Source organism: Microbacterium sp. SORGH_AS_0888, from assembly GCF_030818905.1.
GTDB lineage: Bacteria > Actinomycetota > Actinomycetes > Actinomycetales > Microbacteriaceae > Microbacterium.
Genome location: NZ_JAUTAZ010000001.1, coordinates 824,114 through 838,087 on the forward strand (window position 1 = coordinate 824,114; position 13,974 = coordinate 838,087).

15 protein-coding genes and 1 tRNA gene are annotated in these 13,974 nt (G+C 70.0%); 9 read left to right on the plus strand and 7 right to left on the minus strand.

Annotated features, from left to right (window positions below):
* The first annotated feature begins 24 nt into the window (after positions 1-24).
* The 4 genes from QE381_RS04015 (at position 25) to QE381_RS04030 (ending at position 3,466) form a co-directional block, all read left to right on the plus strand.
* Positions 25-696: a DedA family protein gene (locus QE381_RS04015; protein ID WP_307215704.1), complete on the plus strand. Its 672-nt coding sequence runs from the start codon at positions 25-27 to the stop codon at positions 694-696.
* Between the two features lie 5 nt (positions 697-701).
* Positions 702-1,730, plus strand: coding sequence for an App1 family protein (locus QE381_RS04020; protein WP_307215705.1), 1,029 nt, complete (start codon positions 702-704; stop codon positions 1,728-1,730).
* A 117-nt stretch (positions 1,731-1,847) separates the two neighbouring features.
* Positions 1,848-2,564 (plus strand): SOS response-associated peptidase, encoded by a 717-nt coding sequence (locus QE381_RS04025; protein ID WP_307215707.1) that lies wholly within the window; start codon positions 1,848-1,850, stop codon positions 2,562-2,564.
* A gap of 38 nt (positions 2,565-2,602) precedes the next feature.
* Positions 2,603-3,466, plus strand: a complete 864-nt coding sequence (locus QE381_RS04030; protein ID WP_307215710.1) for a 3-methyladenine DNA glycosylase — start codon at positions 2,603-2,605, stop codon at positions 3,464-3,466.
* 60 nt (positions 3,467-3,526) lie between these two features.
* On the opposite strand, the gene QE381_RS04035 is transcribed toward QE381_RS04030, so the two are convergent.
* Positions 3,527-3,970 carry a MarR family winged helix-turn-helix transcriptional regulator gene (locus QE381_RS04035; protein ID WP_307215712.1) on the minus strand — a complete coding sequence of 148 codons (444 nt, stop codon included), beginning with the start codon at positions 3,968-3,970 and terminating at the stop codon, positions 3,527-3,529.
* A gap of 73 nt (positions 3,971-4,043) precedes the next feature.
* Between QE381_RS04035 and QE381_RS04040 the strand changes: the two genes are divergently transcribed.
* The 4 genes from QE381_RS04040 to glsA all read left to right on the plus strand — a co-directional run bounded on the left by QE381_RS04040 (position 4,044) and on the right by glsA (position 9,300).
* Positions 4,044-5,012 carry a zinc-binding alcohol dehydrogenase family protein gene (locus QE381_RS04040; RefSeq protein ID WP_307215714.1) on the plus strand — a complete coding sequence of 323 codons (969 nt, stop codon included), beginning with the start codon at positions 4,044-4,046 and terminating at the stop codon, positions 5,010-5,012.
* Positions 5,013-5,242: 230 nt separating this feature from the next.
* Positions 5,243-6,508 (plus strand): tyrosine-protein phosphatase, encoded by a 1,266-nt coding sequence (locus tag QE381_RS04045; RefSeq protein WP_307215716.1) that lies wholly within the window; start codon positions 5,243-5,245, stop codon positions 6,506-6,508.
* 134 nt (positions 6,509-6,642) lie between these two features.
* Positions 6,643-8,211, plus strand: a complete 1,569-nt coding sequence (locus tag QE381_RS04050) for an ATP-dependent DNA ligase (protein ID WP_307215717.1) — start codon at positions 6,643-6,645, stop codon at positions 8,209-8,211.
* A gap of 153 nt (positions 8,212-8,364) precedes the next feature.
* Complete coding sequence (gene glsA / locus QE381_RS04055) at positions 8,365-9,300, plus strand: glutaminase A (protein WP_373426981.1); 936 nt, start codon at positions 8,365-8,367, stop codon at positions 9,298-9,300.
* A 228-nt stretch (positions 9,301-9,528) separates the two neighbouring features.
* On the opposite strand, the gene QE381_RS04060 is transcribed toward glsA, so the two are convergent.
* Complete coding sequence (locus QE381_RS04060) at positions 9,529-9,762, minus strand: hypothetical protein (RefSeq protein ID WP_307215719.1); 234 nt, start codon at positions 9,760-9,762, stop codon at positions 9,529-9,531.
* A gap of 18 nt (positions 9,763-9,780) precedes the next feature.
* On the minus strand, positions 9,781-10,383 hold the full coding sequence (locus tag QE381_RS04065) for a TetR/AcrR family transcriptional regulator (RefSeq protein ID WP_307215720.1): 603 nt from the start codon (positions 10,381-10,383) through the stop codon (positions 9,781-9,783).
* Positions 10,384-10,543: 160 nt separating this feature from the next.
* Between QE381_RS04065 and QE381_RS04070 the strand changes: the two genes are divergently transcribed.
* Positions 10,544-11,443, plus strand: a complete 900-nt coding sequence (locus QE381_RS04070) for an endonuclease/exonuclease/phosphatase family protein (protein ID WP_307215722.1) — start codon at positions 10,544-10,546, stop codon at positions 11,441-11,443.
* Between the two features lie 361 nt (positions 11,444-11,804).
* Here the strand turns inward: QE381_RS04070 and QE381_RS04075 are convergent.
* The 4 genes from QE381_RS04075 to nadD all read right to left on the minus strand — a co-directional run bounded on the left by QE381_RS04075 (position 11,805) and on the right by nadD (position 13,969).
* Positions 11,805-11,880: transfer RNA gene (locus QE381_RS04075), tRNA-Ala, on the minus strand.
* A 171-nt stretch (positions 11,881-12,051) separates the two neighbouring features.
* Positions 12,052-12,426, minus strand: coding sequence for a ribosome silencing factor (rsfS, locus tag QE381_RS04080; protein ID WP_307215724.1), 375 nt, complete (start codon positions 12,424-12,426; stop codon positions 12,052-12,054).
* The gene (locus QE381_RS04085) at positions 12,423-13,376 is read right to left on the minus strand and encodes a hypothetical protein (protein WP_307215726.1); all 954 of its coding nucleotides are present in this window, start codon (positions 13,374-13,376) and stop codon (positions 12,423-12,425) included. The genes rsfS and QE381_RS04085 overlap by 4 nt, the downstream gene beginning before the upstream one ends.
* Positions 13,373-13,969: a nicotinate-nucleotide adenylyltransferase gene (nadD, locus tag QE381_RS04090; RefSeq protein WP_307215728.1), complete on the minus strand. Its 597-nt coding sequence runs from the start codon at positions 13,967-13,969 to the stop codon at positions 13,373-13,375. Before nadD ends, QE381_RS04085 begins: the two co-directional genes overlap by 4 nt.
* Positions 13,970-13,974: the final 5 nt, after the last annotated feature.

Genomic DNA, 13,974 nt, shown 5'->3' on the forward strand with positions numbered 1-13,974 from the left:
CGGGCGAACCCTAGGCTCAGTGCCGTGAACGACGTCCTGACCTGGATCCTCGACGCCGTGCAGACGGTGCCGGCGGAGCTGCGCATCGTGATCGCGGGGATCGCCATGATGCTCGAGACCAGCGTGCTGGTGGGCCTCATCGTCCCGGGCGACACGATCGTCATCGTTGCCGGCACGGGCGTCGGCTCACCCGCGGAGGGCGTCGTGCTCTGGCTGGCGGTCGTCGCGGGATCCCTCGCGGGCGAGTCGATCGGGTTCCTGCTGGGCCGCTACCTCGGCCCCTGGCTGCGCCGCTCGGCTCTCGGACGGCGGATCGGCGAGGCGAACTGGTCGCGGTCGGAGCGGTATCTGAGACGCCGCGGCGGACCCGCCATCTTCCTCTCGAGGTTCCTGCCCGTGCTGCACTCGCTCGTGCCGTTGACGGTCGGGATGAGCCGCTACTCGTACCGTCGCTTCCTGGCGTGGAGCGCCCCGGCGTGCGCCATCTGGGCCGGGCTCTACATCGGGTTCGCCGTCGCCGCGGCGGGGACCTACCGCGAGCTGTCGGAGCGCATCCACTTCGCCGGATACATCTTCGTCGCCGTCGTCGTGGTCTTCCTCGTGCTGGTCCTGGGCGCCAAGAAGCTCATCACCCACCTCGAGCGACGTCACCTCGCGGACGCGGACGATCCGGCCACGCACGGCGTGGAAGACTGAGGCGTGTGACCTCACCGTCTCCGACCCCCGTCAAGGTCCTGTGGCTCGCACGCCTCGAACGGCGCGTGCAGGCCTGGCGCGAGCACCGCGCCCGGCGGCGCGGTCGCACCGCGACGGTGGCGGCCTTCCCCGGCTACGGCTCCGAGACCTGGGTGCGCGTCCTCGGACGGGTGCTGATCGCACCCAAGCCCGGGCGCCGGGCCGACCCCTACTCGGGCATGCGTGGCTGGCGCAGCTTCGCGGCCGTTCCGGTGGGGCTCGCGCGGGTGAGCGTCACGATCGACGGCGCGACGCACGAGGTCGTCGCCGACCGCGGCGGGGTCGTCGACACGGTGCTCCCGGCCACGCTCGCCCCGGGGTGGCGGACGCTGACGATGTCGGTCGAAGGATCCGACCCCATAGAGAGCCGCGTCTTCGTCGTCGCCGACGACGTGCGCTTCGGCGTCGTCTCGGACGTGGACGACACCGTGATGGTCACCGCCATCCCCCGGCCGCTCCTCGCGGCCTGGAACTCGTTCGTCGTCAACGAGCACGCACGCCAGCCCGTGCCCGGGATGGCCGTCCTCCTCGAACGCGCCGTGCAGCAGCATCCCGGCGCCCCCATGGTCTATCTGTCGACGGGCGCCTGGAACGTCGCTCCCACGCTCGCACGCTTCCTCCGCCGCCACCTGTTCCCGGCGGGCGCGATGCTCCTCACCGACTGGGGTCCCACGCACGATCGCTGGTTCCGCAGCGGCCGCGCGCACAAGACCGAGAACCTGCAGCGCCTGGCGCGCGAGTTCCCGCGCATCGCGTGGCTGCTCGTCGGCGACGACGGCCAGCACGACGACGAGCTGTACACGACGTTCACCGCGGCGCATCCCGACAACGTCGCCGCCGTCGCGATCCGGCGTCTGACGCCGGCCGAGGCGGTGCTCGCGGGAGGCCGCACGGTGGTCGACGACCACTCCGCGGCGGCGGTCCCCTGGGTGACGGGAGTCGACGGCGCCGAGATCATGGACCGGCTCGTCGAGCACGGGGTGCTCAGCGACTGACCTCGGCGCGGATCGACGCGAGCGTCGCAAAACACGACGGATGTCGCAGGATTCCGGCCGGCTGCTGCGACATCCGTGCGATCCTGCGACCTCTGTCGCGCCCCTATGCTGGAGCCCATGTGCGGGCGATTCGTGGTGGCCAGGCCCGCGGAGGAGCTGGTGAGCGTGCTCGCCGTGGACCAGCGCAGCGACCGCCTGCCGCTCCCGTCCTTCAACGTCGCGCCGACCGCGACCGCCGCGATCGTGCTCGACTCTGCGAAGACCGACCCGCCCACACGCCGTCTGGAGCCCGCCCGCTGGGGTCTCGTCCCGGGGTGGGCGAAGGACCCCTCGATCGGCGTGCGCGCGTTCAACGCCCGCGCCGAAGAGCTCGAGGACAAGCCGATGTTCCGCAACGCCTTCCACGCGCGCCGTGCGATCGTCCCGGTCAGCGGCTACTACGAGTGGAAGCAGGACGCGGGCACGAAGACGCCGCACTACATCCATCCTGCGGGTGACGCGCCCCTGTTCCTCGCCGGTCTGTACGAGTGGTGGAAGGACGCGTCCAAGCCCGACGGCGACCCGGACCGCTGGCTCCTCTCGTTCACGATCCTCACGCGCGACTCGATCGGCGCCCTCGGCTCCGTCCACGACCGGATGCCGCTGTTCGTGGACGAGGACTTCGCCGACGCCTGGCTCGACACGGACACCGACAACGTGCGCGACGTCCTCGACGCGGCGATGGATGCGGCACCCGCCGTCGCGGACACCCTCGAGGTGGAGATCGTGTCGCCGCGTGTCGGTGATGCGCGCAACGACGACCCCGGGCTGATCGACCCCGTCTCCGAGCCCTGACGCGTGGTCACGCCCGCCGCGGCCGCTATCCTCGGTGGGTGATCGCCGCCGTGTCCGTGCTCGATCGCGCCGAGTGGCGTGATCGAGAGGCAGCGCACGTCGATCGGGCCGATGGGCTGACCGCCGGTCGACGCGAGCGCGCCGCCCGGGGCGCCACGCATCCCGTCGACGACTTCCTCTACACCTACTACTCGTACAAGCCGTCGCTGCTGCGCCGCTGGCATCCCGGCGGTGGGACCGTGCTGGCGGACGGCGACGAACGAGCGTCGTGGCGGTGGTACCGTCCGCGCCCGGAGGGCGTCGAGGTGGACGAGGACGCGTTCCGCCGGGAGCGAGGACCGCTGCTGCGGGCCGTCGCCGGAATCCTGAGCGCGACCGCCGGGCGCGAAGCGGGCTTCGGCTGCTTCGGGATGCACGAGTGGGCGATGGTGTACCGCGACCGGCATACACGGCACGCCGTCCCGCTGCGGTTGGGCGCGGCAGGGACGGACGAGGTCGTCGAGGCACATGAGCTGCGCTGCACGCACTTCGACGCGTACCGCTTCTTCACGGCGGATGCGGAGCCCCGCAACACGGTGCGGCTCTCGCGCGAGCAGCAGGCGACGCAGGAGCAGCCGGGTTGCCTGCACGCCAACATGGACCTGTACAAGTGGGCGGTCAAGCTCGGGCCGCTCACCCCGGGCGAGCTTCTGCTCGACGCGTTCGAGCTGGCCCGCGACATCCGCGTGGTCGACATGCGGGCCTCGCCCTACGATCTGCGCGACTGGGGCGTCGAGCCCATCCCCGTCGAGACGTATGCGGGAAAGCGCATGTACGCCGCGCAGCAACGAGCGTTCGCCGCGCGGGCGGAGCCGATCCGTGCAGCGCTCCGCCGCATCGCGGAGGGTTCCCGCTCGGGCTGATGACCGACGGAGGGGTCGGTGAGCCCGATCGCTCCTGCACGGCCGCGGGCCGCGCAGCGCTCAACGGATGTCGAAGCCCTCCGCCTCCGCGTGCGCCTCGAGCAGCTGCGCCACGAGAGCCACGAGCGCGCGCTGCTGATCGTCGCTCAGGGGTGCGAGGAGCCCCGTGACGTCGGCTTCGAATCCGTCGGCGCCGGCCGCGGCCATTGCACGCCCCTCCGGTGTCAATCGGACGTGGACCGCGCGCCGGTCCTCGGTCGAGGGCACCCGCTCGACCAGCCCGCGCTTGGCCGCGCGGTCGACCAGACCGCTGACGCTCGACTTGTCGAGACCGAGCCGGGCGCCGAGCTCGCTCATGAGCGGCACTCGGTCGCGCAGGATGCCCAGCATCCGCCCCTGGATCACCGAGAGGCCGTTGGCCGCGGAGCGTTCCTCGATCTTCGCCGTCACCAGGAAGGCGAGCTGTGCGAGCGCGTCGGCGGGCGAGAGCTGCTGGTCGGTCATGCCGACATCCTATCGACATAGTTCGTATCGCGTACTATATTAGTACGTAACACGAACTAGTCAGGAGACCTCCATGGTCCGGATCAACGCCGCCGTCGTCACCGATCTCGCCGAGCCACCGGCTTACGGCTCGATCGACCTCCGTCCTCTGCGTGAAGGCGAGGAGCTCGTCGACGTCCTCGCTGCGGGTCTGCATCCACGGGTGCGTTCGGGCGCCAGCGGGTCCCACTACACCAGCACCGGACGCCTCCCCCTCGTCCCCGGGATCGACGGTGTCGGGCGACGCGACGACGGCTCGCTCGTGTACTTCGCGCTCGACGACGACCGGTTCGGCTCGCTCGCGACGCGCGTGATCGTCGACCCGCGGCGCGTGATCGCGCTGCCGAACGGCGCGGACGTCGTCCGCGTGGCGGCCGCCATGAACCCCGCGATGTCCTCCTGGGTCGCGCTGCGCCGGCGGATCGCGCTCGCTCCCGGTGCGGCGGTTCTCGTGCTGGGCGCGACCGGCAACGCCGGCACCATGGCGGTGCAGATCGCCAAGCTCCTCGGTGTCGGGTCGGTCGTCGTCGCCGCCGGACGCGACACGCAGCGCCTCGCGCGGCTGACGGCGCTCGGCGCCGACGCCACGGTCGCCCTCGCCGACGACCCGCGCGCCTCGGCCGCCGCCCTGGCCGAGGTCGCCGCGGATGTCGACGTCGTGCTGGACTATCTGTGGGGCGCGCCGACGGAGGCGGCGATCCCCGCCCTCCTCCGGGCGCGCGCCGATCGCAGTCGCGCGATCGACTGGATCGAGATCGGATCCGTCGCCGGCCCCGACATCTCGCTGCCCTCGGCCGCCCTGCGCTCCGCCCATCTCCGGCTGATCGGCAGCGGGCAGGGATCGATCGGAGGCCGCGAGTACCTCGCAGAGCTCCCCTCCCTCGTCGACGCGATCGACGACGGCCGTATCGACGTCACGACGCGAACAGCACGCATCGCCGACGTCCGGGCGGTCTGGATCGCTCCGGAGGAGCCTGGCGTGCGGACCGTGTTCGTGCCCTGAGCACAGCGGGACGCGGGTCTTGGGGGGAGCGAACCGCCGTGTTCGCGCGAACACGGGCTCCCAGCGTTCGCATAACCCGCGCCGACGAAAGCCATCGGATCCCGTCAGCCGCGGTTCACGACGGGTTGTCACGCGCGCCGTGCAGTCCACGCAGTCTGAGTGACCGTCCGCTCGCCGTGCCCGACCGGCGCGAGAGATCCGGACACCCGTCCCCGACTGTAAGGAAACAAGTGACCGCCTACCGCACCCGACGCGGAACCCTCGGCCGACTCGGCGCGACCACCCTCGCTGCCGCCGTCGTCGCCTGCTCCATCGGCTTCGGCGCCACGAGCGCCAATGCCGCCTCGCCGTCCAACCAGCCCCCGCTGACCTCGAAGGACCACGCCATCACCGACGTCCCCGGCCTGGTCAACGGCCGTGAGCTCGGCTCGTTCGCCGGTCTCAACGGGCAGCTCGTCAACGCCCCGCGCCTGCTGCGCACCGAGTCGCTCGACAAGATCACCAGCGCCGGCGCCGCGACACTCGCCAACGAGTACCACGTGAACCTCGTCATCGACCTGCGCACGCCCACGCAGGTCGCCGCCAAGCCCGACGTACCCGTGCCCGGAGCCCAGACCGTGAACATCTCGATGTTCGGCGCCGACGGCAACTACAACGACGACACGGTGATGTACCACGACCTCGTCGACAAGGGCTACAACGGGCCGTCCGACCGCGGCCCGATGATCACCGCGTATGCGCAGATCCTCCGCCTCATCGCGCAGGACACCACCGGCACCGTGCTGATCCACTGCTCGCACGGCATGGACCGCACCGGCACGGTCATGGACCTGCTGTACAACATCCTCGGCGTCGGCGAGTCGGACATCCTGCACGACTACCTGCTGTCCAACACCCAGCTCAACGTCACGTGGGCAACACCCGCGCTTCTGCAGGGCACGTTCGAGTCGGACGTCGACTCGAAGTACGGCGGCATCGACTCCTACCTGCGCAAGACGATCGGCCTCACCGACCAGGACTTCGCGGCCCTGCGCACGAACCTCCTCGTCTCGAACGACGCGACGGTCTCCGCGATCACCGTCGACGGTGTCTCGGTGCCCCTGGACGCCGCGGCCAGTGCCGCCGGAGCCACGATCACCGACCCGCAGACGACGCTCACGACCAGCGGCGTCACGGTTACGACGACGAACCCGAACGCCACGGCATCCGCCGCGGTGTCGGGCCGCACCGTGACGATCACGGCCACGGCGCAGGACGGCACGACAGTCGCGCACTACATCGTCAACGCGGCGCTGCCGGCGTCGACCACAGGATCATCGACGACAGGTTCGGGAACCACCGCCGCCGGACTGACCTCGTCGGGCACCGTTGCGCAGCTGCCCGCGACGGGCAGCGACGACACCCCCGTGGTGCTCGTCGGCGGCATCGGCGGCGCGCTGCTCATCATCGGCGGCGCGCTCCTCATGCGCCGTCGCACGAAGCGTGCCATGAGCTGAGACCCGCGACGACGAAGGCCCCGGCATCCGATCGATGGATGCCGGGGCCTTCGCGATGCCGGAGGATCGCCGACCCACCAGGGCGGGATCGGTCGTCACTCCCCCATGTCGGGGGCGGGTGGAACGATGGGGGGATGCTGTTGAGTGAGGTCGTCGAGACCGTGCAGTCCGTCGCCGGCACGCGGTCCCGGCTGGCGAAGGTCGACGCGCTCGCCGCACTGCTGAAGCGGGTCCACGAGCCGGAGATCCCGATCGCGATCGGCCTCCTCGTGGCCACACCGCGCCAGGGGCGCATCGGCACCGGATGGCGCGGGATCGCCGCGGTCACGGCGGATCCGGCTGCCGCGGCCACGCTGTCGCTCGAGGATGTCGACCGCGCGCTCGACACCCTGGCGTCTGCGGCGGGAGCAGGGTCGGTCGCCGTGCGCGCCGATGCCCTCGCGGAGCTTGCCCGCCGCGCCACCGCGCCCGAGTGGGACTTCCTCCGACGCGTGATCCTCGGCGAGCTTCGCGCGGGGGCGCTCGAAGGGGTGCTGCTCGATGCGATCGCGCGCGCGTCGGACCGGGACGCCGCGCTCGTGCGCCGGGCTGCGATGCTCTCGGGCGACCTCGGAGAGACGGCGCGCATCGCGCTCACCGGCTCGGCGGAGGCGCTGGCCGGTGTCGGTCTCGTGGTGGGGCGCGCCGTCCTGCCCATGCTCGCCGCGACCGCAGGAAGCGCGACCGAGGCGATCACGACGACCGGCGAGGCCTCCGTGGAGTACAAGCTCGATGGTGCCCGCATCCAGGTGCACCGCCGCGGCGACGACGTGCGGATCTTCACCCGCACCCTGGCCGACATCACGCACCGTGTCCCAGATGTCGCCGAGATCGTGAGGCGGATGCCGGTGCACGACGTCATCCTCGACGGCGAGACGCTCGCGCTCGACGAGAACGACGCGCCCCGTCCGTTCCAGGACACGATGGCGCGCTTCGGCGCCGATCACGCGGGCGACGTCGCGCTGCGTCCGTGGTTCTTCGACATCCTGCACGTCGACGGGCGTGACCTCATCGACGAGCCGTTGCGCGTGCGCCGCGAAGAGCTCGGCCGCGTCGCCGCAGCGTACCGGGTCCCGGGCGAGGTCACGAATGATCCCGCCGTCGCCGAGCGCGTCGCCGTCGAGGCGCTGGCCGCAGGGCACGAGGGCGTCGTCGTCAAGGCGACCGACTCGTCGTACGCGGCCGGCCGACGCGGCGCGAGCTGGATCAAGGTCAAGCCCGTCCACACGTTCGACCTCGTGGTGCTGGCGGCGGAGTGGGGCTACGGACGCCGCACCGGACTCCTCTCGAACCTGCATCTGGGCGCGCGCGACGAGACCGGAGAGTTCGGCGGGGGTTTCGTCATGGTCGGCAAGACGTTCAAAGGCCTGACCGACGCGTTGCTCGCGTGGCAGACGGAGCGGTTCCCCCGGATCGCGGTCCGTGAGACGCCGGGCACCGTGTGGGTCGAGCCCCGGGTCGTCGTGGAGATCGCGATCGACGGCGTCCAGCGCTCCACGCGGTACCCCGGCGGCATCGCGCTTCGCTTCGCGCGCGTCAAGCGCTACCGCGACGACAAACGTCCCGATGAGGCCGACACGATCCAGACCCTGCGTGCTCTCCTGCGCGCCGGATCAGGCGATGCGGCGGCGACAGGACGTTCGCACCCGGACTCCCCTGCCTAGGTGGCGTGAAAGCACTAGCGTGGTGACGTGCCGCGCGCCCCGAGGAGTCCCACGGTGCCGCCCCGCGAGAGAGCGAAGAGGTCCGGGCATGGAGCTTGACGTCGCATCCGTGCCGCAGCATGCGGCCACGGAACCCTGCCGGCCGGCGACCGCATCGACCGACTCGTCGACGCCGCCTTCGCTCACGCCTCCCGGCATGCCGAGGGGGCGGTCGCGGACTACATCCCCGCACTGGCATCCGCAGACCCGGCCCTCTTCGGGCTGAGCGTCGTCGGAGTCGACGGCGAGGCGCACGAGGCGGGCGACACGGGCAGCCGGTTCTCCATCCAGTCGATCTCCAAGGCTTTCGTCTATGCGCTGCTGTGCGACGCTGTCGGCCATGAGGAAGCGTTGGCGGTCGTTGGTGTCAACAACACCGGTCTCGCGTTCAACTCGGTCGTCGCGATCGAACTGAACGACGGCCATCCAATGAATCCGATGGTCAATGCCGGAGCACTGGCGACCACAGCGCTCCTTCCGGCGTCGGACGCCGCCGACCGGTGGCACCTCATCCAGCGCGGTCTCTCCCTCTTCGCGGGAAGGGACCTCGCGCTCGACGAAGAGGTCTACCGATCGGAGGCGGCGACGAATCAGCGCAACGGCGCGATCGCGCAGCTAATGGCGAGCTACGGCCGTATCACCGAGGACCCCGCGGAGGTCGTGGACGTCTACACGCGCCAATGCTCACTGCTCGTCGACGCGCACGATCTGGCGGTGATGGGCGCGACCCTCGCCGACGGCGGCGTGAACCCGGTCAGGGGCGTCCGGGTAGTCGCGGCGGACGTCGCCCGCGACACGCTCGCGGTGATGGCGGCATCCGGGCTGTACGAGAACTCCGGGGAGTGGCTGTTCGAGGTCGGGCTGCCAGGCAAGTCCGGCGTCTCCGGCGGACTGCTCACGGTCGCGCCCGGCAAGGCCGGCATCGCAGCCTACGCGCCGCGGCTGGACGGGGTGGGCAACAGCGTGCGAGGCCAGATCGCGACCGCCTACCTCTCCCGCGTCCTCGGACTCAACGTCTTCGTGTCGACCGCATACATCCCCACGGCCTAGCCGGGACGACTCCCCGAACCTGGAGAAGGCCACGTGCGGGCTGAACGCGAAAGCCCGATCGGACACACACTCGCGTGTCCACCGCAGGCAGTCCCGATTGCCGAGCACGCTCGACAGCTTCGACCAAACGAACTGGAGCGCTCATCGCGCACGACGGGCGCCCATGCGCGCTCCGCGAACCCGGGAAGTCCCGACAGGCGGAGACGTGACGTCCGTGGGCGTCTCGCTTCAGATGACGGCTTCGCCACCGGCGATGCTCTCCGCCGCCAGCTCTGGTGCGACGTCGAGCGGATGCCAGTCGTAGAACTCGCGAAGCGTACGCGGGCGGCACGCGGGGAACACGAGCCCGCCGATGCGTGCGCGTCGATGGAGCGGCGCACCGTCAGCGTGGCGGTAGCAAGGTACGCGATGGAGATCGGCGACCGCCGTGCGGGCCGGCTCCACGTCTTCGTGCCGGCGCATTGAGGACGATGCAGGCGATCAGATGTCCCCGCTCGTCGGGTCGTGCTCGTTCGCGGCAGCAGCGACGAGCGCCGTCATTGCCCACCCCACCGCCTCCGAAACCTGGTCGGCTTGGAGGCCGAAGTTTTCGGAAAGGTGAGACCAGGCGGGCGCACTGTCCAGCAGAATGAGGAGAGCGATCAGCTGTGTTCGTCGGGCGGGCCGGAGGTGCGGGAGGTCGCGGTCGACAGCAGCCTCGATGAGGGTTCGCACGGCGTGTACGACACCGCCGTATACCTCGCGGCCCACCTGCGAGGAAGCCAGTGCTCGCGCAAGTTGCGGACGCGCGTCCATTCGTCGAGCGACCTCGCGATAGACGCTCGGCAGTTCCGTGAGATGAGTGAACTCGATGATCGGGAGGAAGTGCTCCAGGCTCCACTCGGAGAGGCCAGCGAGGAGGTCCGTGCGAGTCGGGAAGTGACGGTAGATCGTCCGGGTGGCAACGCCCGCTCGGTCGGCTATGAGCGTGACGGTGACACTGTCGGCCGGAACCTCTTCGATGCACTCCACGTATGCGTCGATGATTCGCATGCGCGTGGCATGGGCGTGGGCGGCTCTGAGCGTGGAGCGGTGCGCAGTCATGGCTCGAGTGTGTCATGTTGCATCACCCTGTGACGGCAACCCGAGCAGCCGACGCACGGCTGCACGGACTCCGTAACAGCCCCGTGAAACGACTATGTACAATCTGCGTCGATATGTCACACTTGCGACGCATTGTTACCTCGACGTGAAGGAGTCGCCCATGTCCCGCGCCCGATTGCACCGACGGAGAAGCGGCATCGTCGCTTCCGCGCTCGTGCTCCTGCCCGCTCTGGCATTGAGCTCTTGCGCCAGCACCGAGAGCTCGAGCTCCGGCGCCCCAAGCGCATCCGACGATGCGCTTCCCGTCGAGCTCACGATCGTGTCGTACAACATCCAGCATGCACAGGGCGCCGACGGCATGGTCGACCTTGAACGCGTCGCGCAGGTGCTCGAGGACTCCGGCGCGGAGGTGATCGGCCTGCAGGAGGTCGACCGTCACTTCGGTGCGCGCACGGAATACGTCGACCAGGCCGCATGGCTCGCGCAGCGGCTGGGCATGTCGTACTGTTACTCGGCCAACCTCGACCTCGACCCGGAGGCGGGCCAGACCGAGCGGCGTCAGTACGGCACGACGATCCTCTCGGCGTACCCGATGGACGACTGCGAGAACACGCTGCTGCCGAACCACCCCGGCGGCGAGCAGCGCGGACTGGCTCAGGCAGACGTGCGTGTGCGCGGCGTCGAGCTGCGCGTGTTCAACACCCATCTGACCCACCAGAGCGAGCAGGGCCGCCTCGACCAGGCCGCTGTCCTCAACGAGAAGGCCGCTTCCGCCGGCATGCCCGCTGTGCTCGTCGGCGACCTCAACTCCCAGCCCGACTCCGCCGAGTACGACGTATTCACCCAGGTGCTCTCCGATGCCTGGCCGGTTGTAGGCGACGGCCCCGGCTACACGTTCGACAGCGCCAATCCGCGCGAGCGCATCGACTACGCACTCACCTCGTCAGAGGTGACGCCGATCGCGGCCGAGGTCATCGCGACGACCACGTCCGATCACATGCCGCTGAAGACCGTGGTCACGCTGCCGCACCCGTCGTCGAACGGCGACGTGCATAGCTGATCGGGGCTCCTCTGTCGCCCGGGCCGGTGTCCGGGCGACAGAGGGTCTGCGTACACCCGCGCACGCGGGCGATGAGATCAGCCGCGCACTCAGTGAATGCCCTGGTGTCGTCGGAGCTCGCGACACTTCCCTCTCATGAGACACGTCACCCCGACGGAGTGACAGCTACCGCTGCCACGAGCGCTTCGTGGGCTTCGCATGCTCTACCGCCGACCCCGCCGGTTGCTGAGAATGACGACCAGCAAGGTACGGCCAAAACCTCTGACGTACGTGTCCGAAATGGCAAACGGCGCCCCTCTCGAAGGAGTGACGCCGCATGCGAATGGCTCTTACAAAGCCGTTTGTTCTCAAAAGACCGATGTGGTGGACCTGAGGGGACTCGAACCCCTGACCCCCTGCATGCCATGCAGGTGCGCTACCAGCTGCGCCACAGGCCCTCGCCGCCCCTCGCGGGGCAACCCTGAAAGACTACTACACGCGGACGCGGATGAGCCAATCGAGTCGGCCTCGAGCTCCCCGAAACGCGGAGATCCGCACAATCTCAGTCGAATCGGCCGAAGCCTGCTGATGTTGCGCGGATCGCGGAGATCGCCCGAACGGGGTGCGACTCAATCCGAGCTCGGCACGGGAAGCTCGATCGGCAGGACCGGGCAGTCCTTCCACAGGCGCTCCAGGCCGTAGAACACCCGCTCCTGCTCGTGGAACACGTGCACCACCAGATCACCGAAGTCGAGGAGCACCCAGCGCGACTCCTCGCGACCCTCGCGGCGCAGCCGCTTCACCCCCGCCTCGAGAAGCTTCTCCTCGATCGCGTCGGCGATCGCCGCGACGTTGCGCTCGTTGCGCCCCGTCACGAGCAGGAACACGTCGACGAGGGGAAGCGGACCCGACACGTCGAGGGCGACGAGGTCTTCCCCGCCCTTCTCATCCGCCGCACGCGCGGCGATCTGCAGCACCTCGAACACCGTGTCGGTCGCCGTCACGAGAACACCCCCGTCACGAAGGCCAGGATCAGCACGCCCACGAGAGCGAGCGCCAGGGCACCGGCCGTGATCGCAAGCGCGAGCATGAGTCGGCTGCCCTTCTCGGGCGCCGGAGGCCGGATGATCTCGTCGGCCGCCTTCACGGTGCTGATCGCAGCGCTCGCCGCGATCGGCGTCGGCGACGACGCCGGCGGCAGCTCACCGTCGATGAGCACCGCATCGACCTCGGTGCCGTCGGCCGCGCCCGTCGCGTGTCCGCGCGATCCGAGTCCCTCGGGAAGATCGAACGTCCCCGTGATGATGACCTCCCCCGTCGCGGTGACAGGGCCCACGAGCGGCGCAGAAGGCGTCTGGGTGAGGATGAGCGCGTTCGGCGTCGCGACCGCCCCGGTCGACGAGCTGTCGCGGGTGAGGAGCTGATCGAACGACGCGGGAAGCGCGGCGTCGGGCGCCTGGCCCTTCAGCAGCTTGCTGCCGAGCTTCTCGGAGACCGTGACGGGAGCCTCGGCCTCCGACGACGGGGCGGTGCCGAGCGCCTCCTCCGCGCGGGTGACGGGCACCTCCGCCGCGGCCTCGGCATCGACGGCCGGCACGTCCACGACGGGCTCGACGTCGAGAGCCGGCACGACCACCGGGGGGAACGCGGGCTCGGGCGCGACATCCGCCGAGACGACCGGGATGGACGCCGTGCGGATGCGCTCCTGCTCACGCGCCTGACGCCGGGTGAGGGGGGACACCCCGAGATCGACACTCGCATCCGGCCGCGGCGCGGGAGCCACCGCGGCGGGCTCCGCCGCGCGCGGGAGCGGAGCCGGAGGCGCCGGTTGCTCCGGCGCCGTGGGTTCCTCCGTCGTCTCCTCCGAGACGATCGGGGTCGATCCCGTGTTGCGGATCTCCCGCAGTTGGCGCCGCGTCAGCGGCGGCGTGCTCGGCTGGTCAGGGGTGCTCATGCCTTGCTCCGATAGAGGTGATGCTTCGCAATGTACTGGACGACTCCGTCCGGGACGAGGTACCACACCGGCTTATCTCGTCTCACGCGGTCGCGGCAATCCGTTGACGAGATCGCCAGGGCAGGGATCTCCAACAGGCTCACCTTGCCCTCCGGAAGCTCCGCGGCCGACAGCGCATGTCCCGGTCTGGACACCGCCACGAAGTGCGCGAGGTCCCACAGTTCGTCATGGTTTCGCCAACTGAAGATCTGCGCCACGGCGTCGGCTCCCGTGATGAAGAACAGCTCCGCCTCCGGATGCTGCCGCTTCAGGTCGCGCAGGGTATCGATCGTATAGGTCGGGCCTGTGCGATCGATGTCAACGCGGCTCACGGTGAAGCTGGGGTTCGACGCCGTCGCGATGACGGTCATGAGATACCGGTCTTCGCTGGGCGACACCTTCGACTTCTGCCAGGGCTGCCCCGTCGGGACGAAGACGACCCGGTCGAGGTCGAAGGATGCGGCGACCTCGCTCGCCGCGACCAGGTGACCGTGATGGATGGGATCGAACGTTCCGCCCATCACCCCGATCCGCGGGGCGCGCGTCGCCGTCATGTGCC